The 18,363-nt window shown below is 31.7% G+C and carries 14 protein-coding genes; 5 read left to right on the forward strand and 9 right to left on the reverse strand.

From position 1 onward, the window contains the following. Nucleotides 1-79: 79 nt before the first annotated feature. Nucleotides 80-1,165: a hypothetical protein gene (locus LG649_RS07450; RefSeq protein WP_226542872.1), complete on the forward strand. Its 1,086-nt coding sequence runs from the start codon at nt 80-82 to the stop codon at nt 1,163-1,165. Nucleotides 1,166-1,238: 73 nt separating this feature from the next. Here LG649_RS07450 and LG649_RS07455 read toward each other — a convergent pair whose 3' ends face one another. Further along, complete coding sequence (locus LG649_RS07455; RefSeq protein ID WP_226542873.1) at nt 1,239-3,707, reverse strand: outer membrane beta-barrel family protein; 2,469 nt, start codon at nt 3,705-3,707, stop codon at nt 1,239-1,241. Nucleotides 3,708-3,783: 76 nt separating this feature from the next. Next, nucleotides 3,784-4,602, reverse strand: coding sequence for an AraC family transcriptional regulator (locus LG649_RS07460; protein ID WP_226542875.1), 819 nt, complete (start codon nt 4,600-4,602; stop codon nt 3,784-3,786). A gap of 162 nt (nt 4,603-4,764) precedes the next feature. Here LG649_RS07460 and LG649_RS07465 point away from each other — a divergent pair, with 162 nt between their 5' ends. Both LG649_RS07465 and LG649_RS07470 read left to right on the forward strand, forming a co-directional pair. Next, nucleotides 4,765-5,913 carry an MFS transporter gene (locus tag LG649_RS07465; protein ID WP_226542877.1) on the forward strand — a complete coding sequence of 383 codons (1,149 nt, stop codon included), beginning with the start codon at nt 4,765-4,767 and terminating at the stop codon, nt 5,911-5,913. Nucleotides 5,914-5,961: 48 nt separating this feature from the next. Further along, nucleotides 5,962-6,720 (forward strand): helix-turn-helix domain-containing protein, encoded by a 759-nt coding sequence (locus tag LG649_RS07470; RefSeq protein WP_226542879.1) that lies wholly within the window; start codon nt 5,962-5,964, stop codon nt 6,718-6,720. A gap of 15 nt (nt 6,721-6,735) precedes the next feature. Here LG649_RS07470 and LG649_RS07475 read toward each other — a convergent pair whose 3' ends face one another. After that, nucleotides 6,736-7,911, reverse strand: coding sequence for an LETM1-related biofilm-associated protein (locus LG649_RS07475; protein ID WP_226542880.1), 1,176 nt, complete (start codon nt 7,909-7,911; stop codon nt 6,736-6,738). A 187-nt stretch (nt 7,912-8,098) separates the two neighbouring features. On the opposite strand from LG649_RS07475, the gene LG649_RS07480 reads away from it, so the two are divergent. Next, entirely contained in the window at nt 8,099-10,342 is a 2,244-nt protein-coding gene (locus LG649_RS07480) for a TonB-dependent receptor (RefSeq protein ID WP_226542882.1), read from the forward strand. 81 nt (nt 10,343-10,423) lie between these two features. On the opposite strand, the gene LG649_RS07485 is transcribed toward LG649_RS07480, so the two are convergent. Beyond that, entirely contained in the window at nt 10,424-10,936 is a 513-nt protein-coding gene (locus LG649_RS07485; RefSeq protein WP_226542884.1) for a VOC family protein, read from the reverse strand. A gap of 151 nt (nt 10,937-11,087) precedes the next feature. On the opposite strand from LG649_RS07485, the gene LG649_RS07490 reads away from it, so the two are divergent. Next, nucleotides 11,088-11,363, forward strand: coding sequence for a winged helix-turn-helix transcriptional regulator (locus LG649_RS07490; RefSeq protein ID WP_394371909.1), 276 nt, complete (start codon nt 11,088-11,090; stop codon nt 11,361-11,363). Nucleotides 11,364-11,407: 44 nt separating this feature from the next. Here LG649_RS07490 and LG649_RS07495 read toward each other — a convergent pair whose 3' ends face one another. The 5 genes from LG649_RS07495 to LG649_RS07515 all read right to left on the reverse strand — a co-directional run bounded on the left by LG649_RS07495 (nt 11,408) and on the right by LG649_RS07515 (nt 18,217). After that, a complete protein-coding gene (locus LG649_RS07495) occupies nt 11,408-12,379 on the reverse strand; it encodes a phosphotransferase (protein ID WP_226542888.1) in 972 nt (323 codons plus the stop codon). 690 nt (nt 12,380-13,069) lie between these two features. Further along, nucleotides 13,070-13,459: a hypothetical protein gene (locus tag LG649_RS07500; protein WP_226542890.1), complete on the reverse strand. Its 390-nt coding sequence runs from the start codon at nt 13,457-13,459 to the stop codon at nt 13,070-13,072. Between the two features lie 132 nt (nt 13,460-13,591). Further along, nucleotides 13,592-16,783: a WD40/YVTN/BNR-like repeat-containing protein gene (locus LG649_RS07505; RefSeq protein ID WP_226542892.1), complete on the reverse strand. Its 3,192-nt coding sequence runs from the start codon at nt 16,781-16,783 to the stop codon at nt 13,592-13,594. A 131-nt stretch (nt 16,784-16,914) separates the two neighbouring features. Then, the gene (locus tag LG649_RS07510) at nt 16,915-17,541 is read right to left on the reverse strand and encodes a YceI family protein (RefSeq protein WP_226542894.1); all 627 of its coding nucleotides are present in this window, start codon (nt 17,539-17,541) and stop codon (nt 16,915-16,917) included. Between the two features lie 88 nt (nt 17,542-17,629). Further along, on the reverse strand, nt 17,630-18,217 hold the full coding sequence (locus LG649_RS07515; RefSeq protein WP_226542896.1) for a superoxide dismutase family protein: 588 nt from the start codon (nt 18,215-18,217) through the stop codon (nt 17,630-17,632). Nucleotides 18,218-18,363: the final 146 nt, after the last annotated feature.

The following is an 18,363-nucleotide window of genomic DNA, read 5'->3' on the forward strand; positions in this document are numbered from 1 at the left end:
ATTACAAGTTAAATTCAATCAAATTAAATCAATAATTAGATACTGAAATGACTTCAGTATTTTCAAAAAACGAACAGTTATGCAAACTATTACAAAATGTTTAGCGTTTTTGGCGCTATGGTTAAGTGCGCAATTAATTAATGCGCAAGACAGTACTCAGGTGTCGTCAAATCAAATTAAAATTGAAGCTTTAAAACTAGAGAAAAATAAAGTTCAAGAACAAGAACGTGCATTGTTAAAAGCTAAAGTTGAAGCTATAAATATTAAACTAGAAAAAGGAGAAATTACCAATACAGAGGCTGAAACCTTAAAAAAAGAAGCTGCAAAAAAACATGCTTTAAATATAGAAAGCAGAATGGCTATTGTAGATAGTAAAATAGATTTACTGGCAAGAAATGACAACGATTATGGTGTAAAAATACATGACGATGAAATTAATATTCTTAGAATTGGCACAGATGAAAACACTAGCGACGATTTAGTTTATGTAGGAAAGCCAAGTAATGATAAACCTAGAATTTATGATAAACGAACATCTAACGATTTGGTCATTGCTTTTGGACAAAATAATGCGCTTATTGATGGTGAAAGCCTTAACGATTCACCATACAAAATAGGAGGTTCACGTTTTTTCGAAATTGGTTGGGCGTGGAAAACACGTGTGTTTAAAAACACTAATTTTTTAAGGTTAAAATATGGACTTTCTGTACAAATGAATGGTTTAAAACCTGAAGGAAATCAATATTTTGTAAATCAAAACGGTAACATTGTACTAGAGGAATTTGCCTATGAACTTGACAAATCTAAACTAACAGTTTATAATTTTGTTGCTCCAATACATTTTGAATTTGGGCCTTCAAAAAAAATAGAAAAAGACGATTATTTTAGATATTCTACTACCAATAAATTAAAATTCGGAATTGGTGGTTATGGCGGATTTAATATTGGTGCTCGACAAAAATTGAAGTACGACCTTGACGGTGACAACAAAAAAGAGAAACAAAAAGGTAATTTTAATACCACCAAATTAGTTTACGGTTTAAGCGCTTATATTGGTTTTGATGATTTAGCGTTTTATGCAAAATACGATTTGTCTCCAATTTTTAACGATCAAGTTATTAGTCAAAACAACATTTCGTTAGGTGTTAGGTTTGATATTAATTAAAATAAAAAAAGCTGTCTTGTAAGTGTTTAATCAGCACTTGCTAAGGCAGCTTTTTTTTTAAAGTCAATTGAATTTAAAACTCGCGTTTACCAAATTCACTATCTATAAATTTAGATTTGTTTTTGCCATTTTTAAAGGTGTAAGACAGGTTTAGTAAAACCATATCGACTTCGTAAATGTAATTTGTGGTGGTGTAAAATTCGCCTGCTCTGTAGGTGGTTATACGTTGTTCGTTTGTGTCGAGCAAGCCCATATCTATATTTTGCCATTGTAAAGTGGCGGTTAATCTATCGTTTAAAAACGATTTTTGAAATGTTAAGTTAGGTGAGTAATAACGCGAATCTTCACCTTGAGCTGTTATTCTTTCAGATAAATAATTAAAAGTAAATTGCAACGAAGCATTCTCCCAGAATTTGTAAGTTGTGTTTAAGTTTACAGAATACATGGTGGCATCGCTATCTACTGGCATCGCATCAAATTCACCATCAATGTTGTAATTATAAACGTTTGCGCCTATAAAAGCGTTAAAGTTTTTTGTGGGTTTTAATTGTGCACCAATTTCAAGGCCTACGGCTTTTGCATTACCAACATTGGAATAAATTCTATTTAAAATGGTATCGTTATAAACCGTATTTACACGATTTACCAAGTTTTTTACCGAGCGATAATAACCTGTCGCGAAAATAGAGTTACCACCTTTTATTTTTTTAGTAATACCAAGTTCTACTAAATCTATAAATTCTGGTTTAAGTTCTGGGTCACCTTGTTCTAAAGTTTCAGAGTGCTCGCGTTCTGGGAACGGATTCATTTTAAAGGTTGTTGTACGTTCTACACGCTTGCTGTAAGCTGCTTTTATATTGGTTTTATAGTTAATTTCGTATTGCAATGATGCCGAAGGATATAGTTTTGTGAAATCGTAATTATAGGTTTCATCAATGGTTCCTGCTTTGTCTTTTAGCTCTAAAGTTCTGTCCATAACTTCAATTCGGGCGCCAGCGCTATAACTCCATTTGTTTTGTTGTCCAGTAAATTGAGTATAAACCGAATGTATAGAACGTTGTAAATTTACTTCGCTCGAAAACTCTGGAACCAATGCAAAATCATCATTAAAATCGGTTCTTCTTTCGTAAACAAAATCGCCAGTATGGTCTAAATTTCGGTATTGATAACCTGTTTCTAAAGCGCCTAATTTAAAAGGTTTAAAACTGTAATCAATTTGAAAACGAATACCGTTAAGCGGGTTGTCGTTGGTGTTGTATTCATCTTGATATAGAATTGAGTTATCTGGAAATCCTAAATTCTGATTTACAGTTGGTCCGCCTAAAAGGGTGTATTCATATAAAAATGAAGTAGATAATTGGGCGGTGTTTTTAAATGTATGCTTGTAATCGAAACTTCCTAAAGCAAAATCGCTGTTACGTTCTCGAAGGTTGTGATTAAAGTATTGGAAGGTGTAAAGTCGGTTAGTTTCATCATCTAAATCAACAGCATGATTATCAAAATACACAATATCTGCCAAACGTGCTTTGTTGCGTTTACCAGCGAAAAAGCCTAATGAAAATACGTTTGTGCTGTCTGGAGTAAAATCGACAGTAAAACGTCCGCTATAATTTTCTTCATCAAAACTACGTTCGCCAGTCGATGGGAATTGCGTTTTAATGTTATCAATAATGGTAAAAACATCACCTTCGCGTCTTCCGCCAAGGTCGTTACGCTGGTAACTAGCACCTAAGGAAATATTCCATTTTTCATTTTGAATATTATAAGTAGCGTCTAGCCCGTAACGTTGGTGGTATTTGTCGTTGTCGTAGGTTTCAATAGAAGGAAAACCACTTTTAAGGTTTATTTGTCCATAAGCGCCATTTGTAGCGCCTTTTTTAGTAATTATATTTAAAATACCTGCTTTACCCTCAGGATCGTATTTTGCCGATGGAGCTGTAATCACTTCAACACGTTCTATGGCATTTGCAGGTAATTGAGCAATTAGCGAACTGGCATTCCCTTGAACGGGTTTACCGTTTAGTAAAACCACAAACCCAGAGCTTCCGCGTACGCTAATATCACCTTGTCCATCTATGCTAACCGATGGTAAGTTTTTAATAACATCTATACCACTTCCGCCTTGAGCGTTTTTAAACTTTTGAGCATCAAAAACTTGTCGGTCTATTTTATTAACAACTGCAGCACGTTCGGCTTCTACTACAATTTCGTTTAGGTTGTTTCCTAAGCTTAGTTTTATAGTGCCTAAGTTTTTTGTTGCATTTGAAATTTCAATATTTTTTATGGCTTTTACTTGGTAACCAATAAATGAAGCTTCCAGGTAATAGCTGCCTTTTTTTATGTTTTCAATTTTAAAAACACCATTTAAATCGGTAATAACACCAGTTATTAATTCTTGATTGTTTTGGTTGTATAGAGCAACAGTGGCGTATTCTAACGGCGCATTGTTTTCGTCTACTATTTTGCCTGTAATTTGGGAAAAAGAAACGGAACAGGTTAATAGGGTTAGTAGTAAGAGTAAGGTGTTTTGTTTGGCTTTCATATGTTTTAATTTGAGAGCGCAATTTACAGGACTTCTTTCTCTTTTTTTGGTGTATTTGAAAAATAAATGGTAAAAATTAAAATGTCCTTTTTTTAAACTGTAATGGAGTTAAATTGGTATGTCTTTTAAAAAATTTTGTAAAGTTAGAGGTGTCGTTAAAACCCAAATCGAAAGCAATGTCACTTACATTTTTAGAAGTGTATATTAACTGACGTTTAATTTCTTTTGTTATAAATTCTGCAATAATATCAGAAGCCGATTTTTCGAACGCTTTTTTGCAAACTGCATTTAAATTTTGGGGAGATGTATTAAGTTTTTTGGCATAATAGTTTACACTATTTTTTAAGGTTGCTGTTAGTAGCTGCAAAAATTGTTGTTCAAGCCCTTGATTATTTGTGGAAGTTTTATGGTTTGTATAATAAATTAATTTGGCAAGAATGGCTTTTAACGTACTTTCAATAACTTCGGTATTAGCATTGTTTTGTTTCATTTCTAAACATAATGCTTTAAAGAGCATTGGTAAAACATTGTCGTTGCTCGAGATATCAATTTTTTCTGAATCTTTTAATTTATTAAGATCAACTTGAATGGATGTGTCTAAGATATGTTCTAAAAAAGATTGTTTTATAATAATAACATAACCTTCTGGCTTGGTGGTAATATTCCAATGGTGAACTTGGTCTTTATGAATTAAAAATGTTACTGGGGGTTTAATTTCTAAAGCCTTTAAATCGAGATAGTGTTGCCCGCTTCCTTGGGTAAAAAATACCAATTCTAAATATTTATTGTGTTTATGAGGTTTTGTGTAGCGTTTAGAAACATCGAAAGGTTCAACTTTTAAAAATTCGTGCGACGAAATTTTATTTTTTATTACAATGTTTTCTGGTGCCGGCATAATTAAAAGATGATGAAATTAAAATCAAAATGGTAAAGATAGCGATGCGGTTTTAAATTTATTCTTAATGTTTTATTAATGTAAAATATGCATTTCCATTTTAGTCAAGCATTTTAGAAAATTTGAAAAGTGCTTCTGTATTTAATACGGCAATTTTGCAGTATGAAAAAGATAACAAACTTCGGCATATTTACAATACTATTAGTAAGTAGTTTAACCATAATGGTAGGCACAGTAATTGCGCCAGCATTATCGGGCATTGTAGAACATAGAAATTTAGGGTTTTCACCCAGTTGGTTAATTACATTGCCATCGTTAGGCGTGGTTTTATTTGCTCCTTTAATTGGGAGATTATTACCCAAGTTAGGCAGCTTAAAATTATTAAGTTTAGGTTTGGTGCCTTACGCTATTTTAGGTGTAGTTGGTGCGTTTATTAGCAACGATTATATTTTAATTTTAGATAGAATTTTACTAGGTGGCGCAACAGTGGCAGTTCAAGTTTCGATAACGGGTTATATAGCCGATTGTTTTACCGGAGAAACTAGGATGAAAATGATTGCATGGCAAGGTATGGCCATAGAATTAGGCGGCGTAGTTTTTTTAGCTATTGGCGGAATTTTAGGAGAAATAAACTGGCAATTTCCGTTCTATATATACTTAATTGCGCTATTGTGTTTGGTATTTGTATTGAGGACTTTGCCACAACCAAATGTAACTAACAGTACAGAAAAAGTTTTTACCGATTCGCTTGAAACTAATAAATACAGAGTTAAACTAATTTTTATAGCATCGCTTTTAGCCATGATGTTGTTTTTTGTTGGTTTTGTAACCTTACCATTATATTTACCAGAAACATTTGATTTTACAGAGTCTGTAACAGGTTATTTTATGGCTTCAATTTCGTTAATTGCAATTATAACAGCAAGCCAAATGCCACGAATGGTAAAACTTTTAGGCGATGGTAAAACAGTAGTTTTAGGGTTTCTATTTTTTATGCTAGGTTACTTGGTATTAGCAACAACCGCTAGTATTCCATTTTTAGCTTTAACTGTTATTTTTATTGGTGTAGGCTTTGGTTTTACCATTCCGTTGTTAAACCACATGATGGTTGAGGCAAGCACAGCGAAAACACAAGGCAAAAATTTAGGTTTATTTTCAATGGGCGTTTTTGGTGGGCAATTTTTATCGACGTTTATAGAATATGTATCGCACGACTATAAAGCTATTTATGCTGTTGCTGTTGCTGTTGGGTTAGCTTTAATAATAGCAAGTGCCATGTTTATTATGTTTAGAAATGTTGCTAAAAAATAAACTTGATTAAATTCTTTTTACTTTTGAGCTTTTAAAGCCTTAAAGTAAATGCCATTACCTAGTTGGGAAAATAAAATTCTGTTAACAGAAAATTTTGAAAGTAATAACGATTTACTCTCAGGAAACTCTATGGGTATTTATTTTGAGTTTGAAGACCGCAAATTGATTATTCATTTTAAACCATTAAATGAAGTTTTTAAAGCTGAAGTATTTCAAGCTAATAAAGGTTTTTTGTTAAATTTTGAGCGTGATTTAATTGATGAAGACGATATTGAATACGCTTTAGATGTGATGTCGCTTTTTAATAAATATCCAGATTTTATTATAGGTGAAGCTGATAAAATTGAGCAAATAAATAAAGTTGTTTTTCTTTTGAAGCAGGAGTTTTATAGCGAAACAGCATCATACATTATGCTAAAAACGCTTTTAAAGGTGTTGCTTTTACATTTAATACGTTACCAAAACAATAATTTTTTAGAACAAGATTTAAATCAGAATCGAGTATTTACTTTTCTTGAACTTATGGAAACGCATTTTTTGCAAGAAACCAATGCCGAATTTTATGCCAACCAAATAGGAGTAAGTGTAAAGCGTTTAAATCAAATTTTAAAAGAAAAATTAAATCTTACCGCCGTACAAATAATTAAACAACGACAGGTTACCGAAGCCAAACGCATGTTAGTAAAAAGCAATATCACAACTAAAGAGTTGGCCTTTAAACTAGGTTTTGATTCTTTAAGTAGCTTCTCTCGTTTTTTTAAACAAAATGTGGGTGTAAGTCCATCAAGTTTTAAAGCTTCAGAATAAAAAAATATGAGTTAATTATTCATCTTCAATTCTATTTTCATCAAAAGCAGAAGGTAATAGTTTAGGAATAAATTTTACAACTAATGGGAGTAAAATAGCGCCGCCTGGTAGTAAAAAAATAGCTAAACTTGGTATGCTTTTAAAAATATCTAAAAGTTGTTCTTGTACCTTTTTTTGTTCCTCTTTGGTTAAATCTCGAATTGTAGATTGGGTAAGCAAAACCATAAGTTCTTTACTGTCTAATAATTCTTGGTATAAGCGTTTTCTGTTTCTAGAAATAAGTTTAGTTACCATTTTGCTAGAATTATCGTAAAAACTTTTAACCAAATTTTTCGAGCTTAATAAGGCAATATTGTTTTTATTTTGAGTGTAAAAGGAGTTTATGGTTATAATAGATTCTTTTAAAATATCTTTTTCAAGATTTAAATCTTTTCTAAGTGAAATTAAAAATTTTTGTTCTTGTATATCAATAACTTTATCTGTCCAGGTTGCCATACAAGCTAAATCAATCATATATTGTTTTTCTAAAGAAGTATTTATATGAGATATAGCGTGTTTGTAATCGTTAGTTTCTTCGTTAAAATAGCGTAATGACGATTCGAAAAGGCGAATTAAACTCTCGTCGTATTGATTTTTTTCTGCTTTAGAGTTTAAAACATTTAACGAAATAGACGCTATTGAAGCTTCGATTTTGGTTAGGTAATCTGTTGAAATTGTTTTGTTTTCTAAATAGCGTTTATAGGCCAAAACATCAATAAAAAGTAAGGCATTAACAATAAAATATTTAAAGTTTTTGGTTAAAATATTTGTGTCTATTTGAATACGCTTATGGAATATTTTTTCAAGTTGTTCCGTAGTTTTTTTTTCACTTAATAATATTCTAAAAAAAGAGGTTTTAGTTTCGTTTATGCTGTTGTAAAAATCTATAACACTTTCTACAAAATCATTTTCAATATTGGCTTTTTTATGAGTATAGAGTAAGGCTAAACATAAATTTATTTTACAAATTTCTTCTTCGGTTAAATCACCCTTTTCTATAATATGCTCAATAACATATAAATTACTGCCATAAATAAATCCAGATGATCTAAGGTTTTTATATAGCGCGTCATCACTTAACTTAAAAAGTGAACTAGTGTTACCACAAATTTTAAGCAGTTTTTTTATCCAACCAGAAGCCGATGGGTTCATGTAATTATGTTGAAATGTTATGAAAGTATAAATGTAATATTTTGAATTATAGCTTCCGCAAGTTTTATTTTAAAAAAGCATCAAAAGTTTATGAAGCTAAAAGTAAGTTAAAAAAAACTAAATGTTTGAAATAAAAATTACTAGAAAGTACTTTTGACCAAAACCAATATTAATCAATCAATATTTAATGAAATTATTAAACCGAGTAGTACAACTAATTTGTTATGCGTTTTTATTAATGTTCAGTGAAGCTTTTTCGCAGCAAACAAAAGGTATTGTTAAAAACGATATAAACCAACCACTAGAATCTGTTTATGTTTACAATTTAAGTAGTAAAGCACATGCTCATACCTCAGAAAGTGGCGTTTTTATTCTAGAAAAAACAAAAACAGGCGATTCTTTAAAAATAGGTTTGTTAGGCTACCAAACCAAAATAATAAAATTAACACCAGACTATAATCTTGATAAGATAGAAATAATATTACAAGAAAAAATATTTAAGTTAGATGAAATGATTGTAGAAGAGCAGGTTAATGCCTTAAGCACAATTTCTAGGTTAGATTTAAGTACAAACCCTGTAAACTCGTCGCAAGATGTGTTACGTAAAGTCCCCGGTTTATTTATAGGCCAACATGCAGGAGGCGGAAAAGCCGAACAAATTTTTTTAAGAGGATTTGATATAGATCATGGTACAGATATTTCAATTTCGGTTGATGGAATGCCGGTAAATATGGTGTCTCATGCCCACGGACAAGGGTATGCAGATTTACATTTTTTAATACCAGAAACCGTTAATAAAATAGATTTTGGTAAAGGACCATATTATGCAAAAGAAGGCGATTTTACTACTGCTGGTTATGTTGATTTTTCTACCAAAGATTATTTAAAAAGTAGTGAGGTAACATTTGGTATCGGGCAATTTAATACCTTCAGAACTTTAGGTATGATAGATTTATTAGGAAACGAAAAAAATAAAAATGCTTTTGTTGCGGTTGAATATTTAGAAAGCGATGGGCCTTTCGATTCACCACAAAATTTTAATAGAGTAAATTTATTTGGTAAATATGTAATTTTCACGCCAGATAATGATAAGCTTACGCTAACAGCTTCACACTTCACAAGCCGATGGGATGCTTCTGGGCAAATACCACAGCGTGAAGTAGATAATGGTAATATATCTCGTTTTGGAGCTATAGATGATACCGAAGGAGGTACAACACAACGCACCAATTTAAATGTAGAATACAACAAACAAGTATCAAACAATAGAACAATAAAAACTAATGCCTTTTATTCGCACTATGCATTCGAGCTATATTCAAATTTTACATTTTTTTTAGAAGATCCAGATAACGGCGATCAAATAAAACAAAAGGAAGATCGCGATATTTTTGGGTTAAACTCCGAACTTATTTATAATACCTTTTTAGGTAGTACAGAATTAAAATTAACTTCAGGAGTTTCATTAAGGTATGATGCTACTACAGATACAGAATTGTCGCATACTTTAAATCGAGTTACAACCTTAGAAAATATTCAGTTAGGCGATATCAATCAAACTAATGCAGCGGCTTATGTTAATGCCGATTTTGAAATAGGCAAATTTACAATTGCTCCAGCTTTACGTTTAGATTATTTTAAGTTTTTATATACCGATAAGTTATCGGAAACCTATTCTGCCGAAGCCGAAACCAAAGCTATTGTTAGTCCAAAACTTAATTTCTTTTATAATGCAAACAATAATTTGCAGTTGTATTTAAAAACAGGATTAGGCTTTCACTCTAACGATGCTAGAGTAGTTGTTAGTAATACTGGTGAAGATATTTTACCGCGTGCATATGGTACAGATTTAGGAACAATCTGGAAACCTTTTTCTAAGCTCGTTGTAAACAGTGCGCTTTGGTATTTGTTTTTAGAACAAGAGTTTGTTTATGTAGGCGATGCAGGAATTGTAGAACCAAGTGGAAAAACAGAACGTTATGGTTTAGATTTAGGTATGCGTTATCAATTAACCAATTGGTTGTTTCTAGATACAGATGCTACGTTAACTCACGCAAGAAGTACAGAAGATCCTGACGGTGAAAATTATATTCCTTTAGCTCCTAGTTTTACAATGGCAGGAGGCTTAGCAGTTAATAATTTAAAAGGATTTTCAGGAGGATTACGTTACAGGTTTATTGATGATAGACCGGCAAATGAAGATAATAGTATAGTAGCCGATGGTTATTTTGTAACCGATTTTAATGCGAATTATGCTATTAATAATTTTACGTTTGGAATAGCTGTAGAAAATATATTTGATGTAGAGTGGAACGAAACACAATTTGCTACAGAATCGCGTTTACAAAACGAAGTAAACTCGGTTGAAGAAATTCATTTTACTCCTGGTACACCTTTTAACTTAAAGGCAACTGCGTCTTACAGATTTTAAAAAATACACCTATATTATTTTTTTAGGTTTTTATAATATAAAAGCGTTGGTTTTACACCAACGCTTTTTTGTTTTACCTTTCTATTTAGTGTAAGCACCGCTAGAATATGTTAATTCGTAGCTATGTGTATAAATTTCGAAAACAATACCAAAAGGGTCTTCTACATAACACATTTTAAACGGTTTGTCTTCAGGATAATATTCTCTAATAGGCATACGTTGCTTACCGCCGTATTCTTTAATTTTTTCAATTAAAGCTTCAATATCGGGATCTTGTACACAAAAATGAAATAATCCAGTATTAAACGGATTAAACTCAGGTGCTTCTTTTACGCCATGTGGAAATGAGAATAATTCAACACCAATGCCATCTGATGTTGCTAAATGTGCTATTTCAAAAGTTTCCCAATCGTTACCAAAAACATCAATACACATTTGCCCAATGGCTGTTTCGGTTTCTTTTTTTACTGTTGATGGCTCCATAATTACATACCAACCCATAACTTCTGTGTAAAATTTTGTGGCTGCTTTAATATCTGGAACTGTAATTCCGATGTGTGAAAAAGACTTTGGATAATTTTTATTTGTTGTCATAATTTTTGTTTTGTAATGCGAAATTAGATTATATTTGCTTAATGGACAATAACTTACTAAAAAGTTATATAGTTACCTAAACGAGTAAAATGCTGTAAATAAGATATTTATTATTTTGAAAAAAGAAGTTAAATGTCCGTTAAATTATACTATGAATTTAATTGGAACTAAATGGAAGCCTTTAATCATGTTCCATTTATTAGATGGTAATTTGCGCTCTGGCGTATTGCAAAAACATATTCCTGGAATTTCTAATAAAATGTTTACACAAACGGTTAGAGAGTTAGAAAAAGATGGGCTTATTCTTCGAAAAGTTTATCCCGTCGTACCACCTAAAGTAGAATATGGCTTAACAGAAAGAGGTAAATCTTTAGAAACTATTTTACGAGGTTTAGATGATTGGGGAGTTAAAGATTCGAATAGTTAACAAGCTTGAAAATTAATTCAGATAGGTTTTACAGAATTTTTTAACTAAAGTTGCTGCTCATGATATGCATTCCAAGATTTTATTCTTCCAATAAACATTTTTAAGTAGTTTTTTGATAAAAATATGTTAGACCAATCGTAACGTTTGGCTTGAATACCAAGGTAAAATATGAAAATTGCTGCTCCTGCTTTTGGGATTAAATTGAGTTCTTTATCTGATAGTTTTTTTACATTTTGATAGCCGTTTAAAAAACTTTTAGCTTTTAATTCGTATTGTTCTTTATCGGTTTCAATAAAAAATAATTGTTTGCAAAAGTATGCAATATCCAAAATAAACCACCCATTCCCACAAAAGTCAAAATCAAAAAATGTAATATTATTGTCTGTTGTAATACACATATTATCGTACCAAATATCCATGTGAATTATTCCTTTATCAATTTCATTAAACTCAGAATTCTTAAAATTATCACTAAAAGATTTAATAAAACACATTTCTGGTAAGTCTTCAGAGAAGTATTGTTTTAATTCTTGGTAAGATTTTTCAATTAGCGATAGTTTATTATATGAAACCCTATTAATGGATTTGTTTAAGGTTATATTATGAATTTTTGCCATCAAAAAACCAATATTATAGCAAGTTTTATTATTTATAAATCGCACTTTTTCACCTTCAGCAAAAGAAAAAACAACCATATATCTAATGCCTTCGGGAGCACTTATTTTCTGGATTAATTCACCATTAATGTCGTTTATAGGATAAGAAACACTTAAATTATTTTCATATAATAGCTTTAAAAGATTTACTTCTTCTTCAATTTCAGATTTTGATCTCCAATTATGGCTATAAACCCGTAAAACATATTTTTTTTTGTTGTTATTTAAAAAATAGGTATGATTCATACCTGTTCTAAATAATGTACAACTGTAGTTTTTACTTAAGGCATATTTTTTTTTGACAAATTCACCTAATTCTTTGCTAGAAAGTATACTTGCAGTAACCGGAAAGATGTTCATTTTTTTAAGTTGAAGCTAAAGTTGATAATAGTGCTATTGTTTACGTTAAATATTAACTTGACAAACAAAAAAGCAGCACTTTCTTTAACAAAGATTAAGAAATTTTGGTAAATAATTTATAAATTTTATTTATAATTCTCGCGTCTTCAATTTTCCAACCATCCATAAACTCAGAAGTCCATCCTATTTCGGGCGCATGGTATTTATCTTTTTCGGGTGTTATATTTTCTGATTTTTGTTGAGTAGAGACAGAACTCTCTGTTTTTGTTTTTTGATTACAAGAGAAACATAAAATGTTTATAGCAATGCTTAAAACACTTTTTTTTATTAGTTGTTTTTTTAATTTTTTGGCTACAACTATTTGTGCTAAATTTAGTTACAAAGCCAAATAACAAAAAGTTTTATGAGTATCCTAACTTAAGTGAGCCTTGATTAGAATTAAATTTTTATAATGAAAGCGAAATTATTGCCTCTTGTTAGTCAAGAATTAAAGAAACTATGAGTTTTCAATCTGAAACTATTTTTTTAATACATAGCTTGTGATGGACCTGTTTTAAAATAAGAGAAAACAGATTAAGAATATTTCAATTGTTTTCTGCAATTTATTGCTAGGTTTAACCTAATTAAAAAAAATTATGCGGTTTTTTATAATTTAAGGTTTAATAACTTGTTTTTCGCGTTTAAAAATTATTAAATTTTCAGAATTAAATGAAGTTGGTCTTGTGCCTTCAAAACCAATAGCAAACTCCATTGTGTTGTTATCAATAAAATTTGCGATACAAAGTAGTTTTTTTTGTTCTTTGCTTTCGTTAACGTTACTATTAAATCTACTTCAATAGGTTTTTTAGTCGAATTTATTTCATATGTCATACTTCCTTTTTTGCCATTCTGAATAAATTCTTTACCGCCAATTATTCGTCCGTGTATTTCAAAGTTGGCGTAACCTTCATCATCAAAGTTTAAGTATCCAATATCATTTTTATCTTTTCCAATCCATTTTCCAATAAATTTTGTTTCATCGTTTTTAGTTGTCATTGATAGAAAAGGGATAACCAAAAGTATAATTAAAAATTTTTTCATAATATTTAGGAGGTTATAGTTTACAATGTGTTAAAATTATACACCATTTTTAGAAATATAATTAAATAAAAACCTGAAAATAAAGCCATTTTTAATATTGGTTTAATTTCAGGTTTTTTAATATAATAGATGTTAATTTTTTAAACTGAAGGTTTTAATATCATCTACAGGCTTAACTGTATTTATTTTACTTATAGTATCGTAATAAGGTTTAAATTTGCTGTCAAAAAAGGTATTGGTTTTCTTTAAAGCATCGTTTAGTTCTGTTTTACTATGCAATATTAAAGTTTTTTCGGTATTTGTTAAACCTGTTTTCCTAGAGGCTACATATCTGCTTGCAGATCGTATTCTACTTGTAACATTAGGGTCTTGACTTCTTGTAATACCTTGGCGTTTGTCTTCTTTTCCTAAATACAAATTAATTAAATTATCAATTTCTTTTATTATTTCTTTTGAAGATGTTATTTCGTCTTTATAAACAGCTTTATCTAAATTAGTTAAACTCTTTTTATAAGTTTCTGCTAGAGTTTTACTTTCAACAAGTTGTTTTACAGCATCTGCAGCTATTTGCTGATAGTTTTCTAATGTTTTTAAAGCATTATAAATTTCTAAAGTGTTTTCTGATGAAACCTCTAACCTTGGATCAGGTGCTACAACTATTGTGGTTTCGCTAGATGTGTTATTGTATTCTATAACGGCTTTATACGTTCCTGGTTTTACTAAAATACCTCTAGGTTCTGTTTTGCTTTTTCTAATTTTTCTTGAAGGTCTATCGGCGCCTTTTTCATCCATGCTCCAAGACCATTTGTAAAACCCTTTTTTATCTGGAGCTTTTTCTTTTAAAGTTCTAATTAATTTATCACCATCATAAATCTTTAGAGTTAAAGAGTCACTTAGTTTTTTAGGTTTAGTGTCCTCATCGTTATTGTCTTCTGTATCTAGTTTTTCTTTTTTAATAGGATTTATAAAATAAGTAAAGATAGCACCAGACTTCCTGTTTTCGCCTTGATAAAGTGCGTCTGCACCAAAACGGCTTCCCGTTGGTTGTTGGTATGCCGCTTGATAAGCAGTAGGTGGGTTAAAAAGTGTTACATTGCTATTAAGTATGCTTTTATTTGCAGCAATTGCACGTAATGGTTTAATATCATCTAAAACCCAAGCAGCACGACCAAAAGTACCAATTACTAAGTCGTTTTCTCTAGGGTGAATAACCAAATCTTTAACCGATGTGGTAGGAAAACCCGCTGTCCATTTTTGCCAATTACTACCAGCATCAATAGATATATAAAGTCCATCATCCGTTCCTAAAAAAAGTAGATTTTTTTCTTTTAAATCTTCAATTATAGAAAGTGTGTAACTTTTAACATCAGTCTCATCTACAATGCGTTCCCAAGATTTTCCGTAATTTTTAGTTCGGTAAGCGTAAGGCGTGTAATTAAATCTTCTGTAATCGTTTGCAATTAAAAGCGCTTCGCCTTTATTTTTATTACTAGCTTTTATTTGTGCAACCCAGCTACCTTTTGGCAAATCTTTTAAGTTGCCCGAAACATCTGTGTAGGTTGTACCACCATCTATAGTTACATGCACTTTACCATCATCTGTTCCTACCCAAAACATATTTTGTTCTACAGGAGAAGGCTCTATAACTAAAATTGTACAATGGTTTTCTGCTCCAGTTGCATCAAGTGTTAACCCACCACTTTCAGATTGTTTAAGTTTTTCAGGGTCGTTTGTAGTTAAATCTGGTGAAATAACGTTCCAGGTTAAACCTTTATCGGTAGATTTATGAACAAATTGGCTGCCAAAATAAATGGTGCTGTTATCAAACGGATCGATGTTTATAGCGCTATTCCAGTTAAACCTGAGTTTTACATCTTTATCTGAATGTGTTGGTTTTACAACGTAGTTGTTGCCTGTTTTCCAATCGTAACGTGATACATTACCTTGCTGACTCATAGTCCAGCCGTAACGTGAATCATCTTTATCTGGTACTACATCAAAACCATCGCCAAAACTAATTTCTTGCCAGTAACTGTTGCGAATACCTTGTGCTCGCCAAATGTAGGCGGGCCCTCGCCACGATCCATTATCTTGCATGCCCCCGTAGACATTGTAAGGGAATTCATTATCTACATTTATATGATAAAATTGAGCTACGGGTAAGTTACCTATAAAACGCCAAGTTTTACCACCGTCTTTGGTTATGTTTAATCCGCCATCGTTTCCATCAATCATAAAACTACCGTCGTCTGGGTGAATCCACCACGCATGATGATCGGGGTGAATGCCGTTATCGGCACCATAAGCAGGCATAAGTTGCGTAAAGTTTTTTCCGCCATCTTCACTTACATTTACATAGGTAAAAATTGAAAAGACTCTATTTTCATTATCTGGGTCTACATAAATTTCAGAATAGTAAAACGGACGATTTCCAATATCACTTTTATCATTAATTTTTTTCCATTTAAAGCCACCATCTTCACTTTTATAAAGCGCATTTTTTTTGGCTTCAACCAAGGCATAAATAATATCTGGTTTGTTTGGTGCAATAGCAACGCCAATTCTACCTAATTCTCCTTTAGGAAAGCCGTCGTCTTCTGTTATTTTTTTCCAAGTTTCTCCACCATTGTGTGTAATGTACAACCCAGAACCTTCGCCCCCCGATTTAAAAAACCAAGGGTCTCTTTTATGCTCCCAAAGTGTTGCAATTAATTTATTAGGGTTGTTGGGATCCATAATTAAATCGGCAACACCTGTTTTGTTATTAACAAATAATATTTTTTTCCAGGTTTTACCACCATCTGTTGTTTTAAAAACGCCACGTTCTGGGTGTTCACCCCATGGACTGCCAATGGCACCAGCGTAAACAATATCGGGATTTGTTGGGTCTACAACTACTCGATGAATATGTCTGGTGTTTTCAAGACCCATTAATTGCCAGGTTTTACCAGCATCAAGCGATTTATATATGCCATAGCCACCATTTAAGCTATTTCTTGGATTACCTTCACCAGTACCTACCCAAATAACACTTGGGTTAGATTGTTGAATTTCTATTGCACCAATAGATGCTGTAACTTCGTTATCGAAAATTGGTTCCCATTTTATGCCACCAGAAGTAGATTTCCATAAACCACCAGATGCGGTACCAACATACATGATATCTGGGTTATTGTTTACAACATCTATTGCGGTTACTCGTCCAGACATGCCGCCAGGACCAATGTTTCTAGGTTTTAGGTTTTTTACCAAATCCATGTTGAATTCTTGTGAAAACCCAATTTGTGATAAAATGATTAAGGATAATAGGAGTATTTTTTTCATGTTTGGTTAGTTAATTAGCAACTAATTTAAGAACAAATATTTAATTAATATTACTGTAAAGCCGCATAACAATTTTTTAAACAAAAAAAAGCCACATTTCTGTGGCTTTTATAATTTTATTAAGGTAAGCTTTAGCTTTTTCTTAAGTAAGTTTCAACTTGAATAGCTACATCTTCCCAAGTTTTGCTAACACCATCGGCACCTTTATGTAAGTCGAAGCATACTTTGTTTAAAGCAGCAAGAGCATCAAGAGCATTCCAATCAGCTAAATTCATGGTACCTTTTAATGTTAGACGTCTTTCATCTGCAATGCTAACTTCTAATGGTAATTCGTGTGTTACACCATTCATTGTTAAATTTGCAATACAATTACCATTTGTGTATGAAATGGTACCGGTTAATAACTCGGTATCTAGCATAGAACCAAAAAACGATTCTTTAATTTTAGCATCACGCGTATTTGTAGCATCGTTAGTGAATAGACTACTTACTGGGATTGTAAATTTTAAACCATTTAAAGCTTCTTGTGGCGTTGCTCCAGATTTTTCTTCAAAATTTACAGTGGTAAACTCACCACCAACACCAACTTTATCTGTAGTTTTATAAGCTGTCCATTTTACAGAAGTTGCTTCTGGTTTTGCTACAAAAACTTCTGCTGTGGTTGCTTCAGCTTCAGGTGTTTTGGTCTCTTTTTTTTCGTTTTTACAAGCCACTAAACTTAAAGTTACAAAAAGTAAAAGTGCAGTTATTTTTTTCATTTTTTGGTATGTTTAAATTAAACCGAAAGTTAAGTTATAAAAAAACTACTACCAACATAAAGGTGTTATTTAATTCTTAAAACAATATTTATTGAATTATACCAGCGCAACTCACTCTAGCTCCGGCATCACCAGATGGTTGAGATGTTAAGTCATCTTTTCCAGCATGTACTATTAGGCCTTTACCTATAATATTTTTAGTGCTGTCGTTGCAGTCAAGACACCATTCTGAAGTAGAAAACTCAATTTCTGCATGGCCCGATTCGTCTGCCGTAAAATTACCAATATCTCCTTTGTGGTAACCAGTTTCTGCGCCCCAAGCACCATGAGGTTGGCTGGTTGGGTTCCAATGTCCACCTGCAGATTTTCCATCTGCAGAAGAACAATCTGCCGTTTCATGAATATGTATAGCATGAACTCCAGGCTCTAAACCATTAATAGAGGCAACCATGTTAACAACATCATTATTTTCGGTAAAAACTACTTTTCCGCCTACATTGCTTTCACTTTTCGCGTTTAAAGCAATTGTAACAGATTTAGCATTGTTGGTTTTTTCTTCAACGGTTTTACTAACTTCATGGTTTGGCAACTTTTCTTCTTGTTGTTTCGTGTTATTTTTACATGCTGTAAATGTTGCAATTGTACTTACAATAAGTAATAAATTTAAATTTTTCATAGTAAAGTGTTGTTTTGTTGTTCCACTTAATTTAAATGAATATTGATGTAATAGCAAATTTAAATTACGCTATAACAAAATTTTAATATTTTAAAGCAAGCGTTATATCTAGCAAATTCGTAATTTTATACAGCTATGAAAAAACA

The sequence above is a fragment of the Neotamlana laminarinivorans genome, assembly GCF_020523925.1.
GTDB lineage: Bacteria > Bacteroidota > Bacteroidia > Flavobacteriales > Flavobacteriaceae > Neotamlana > Neotamlana laminarinivorans.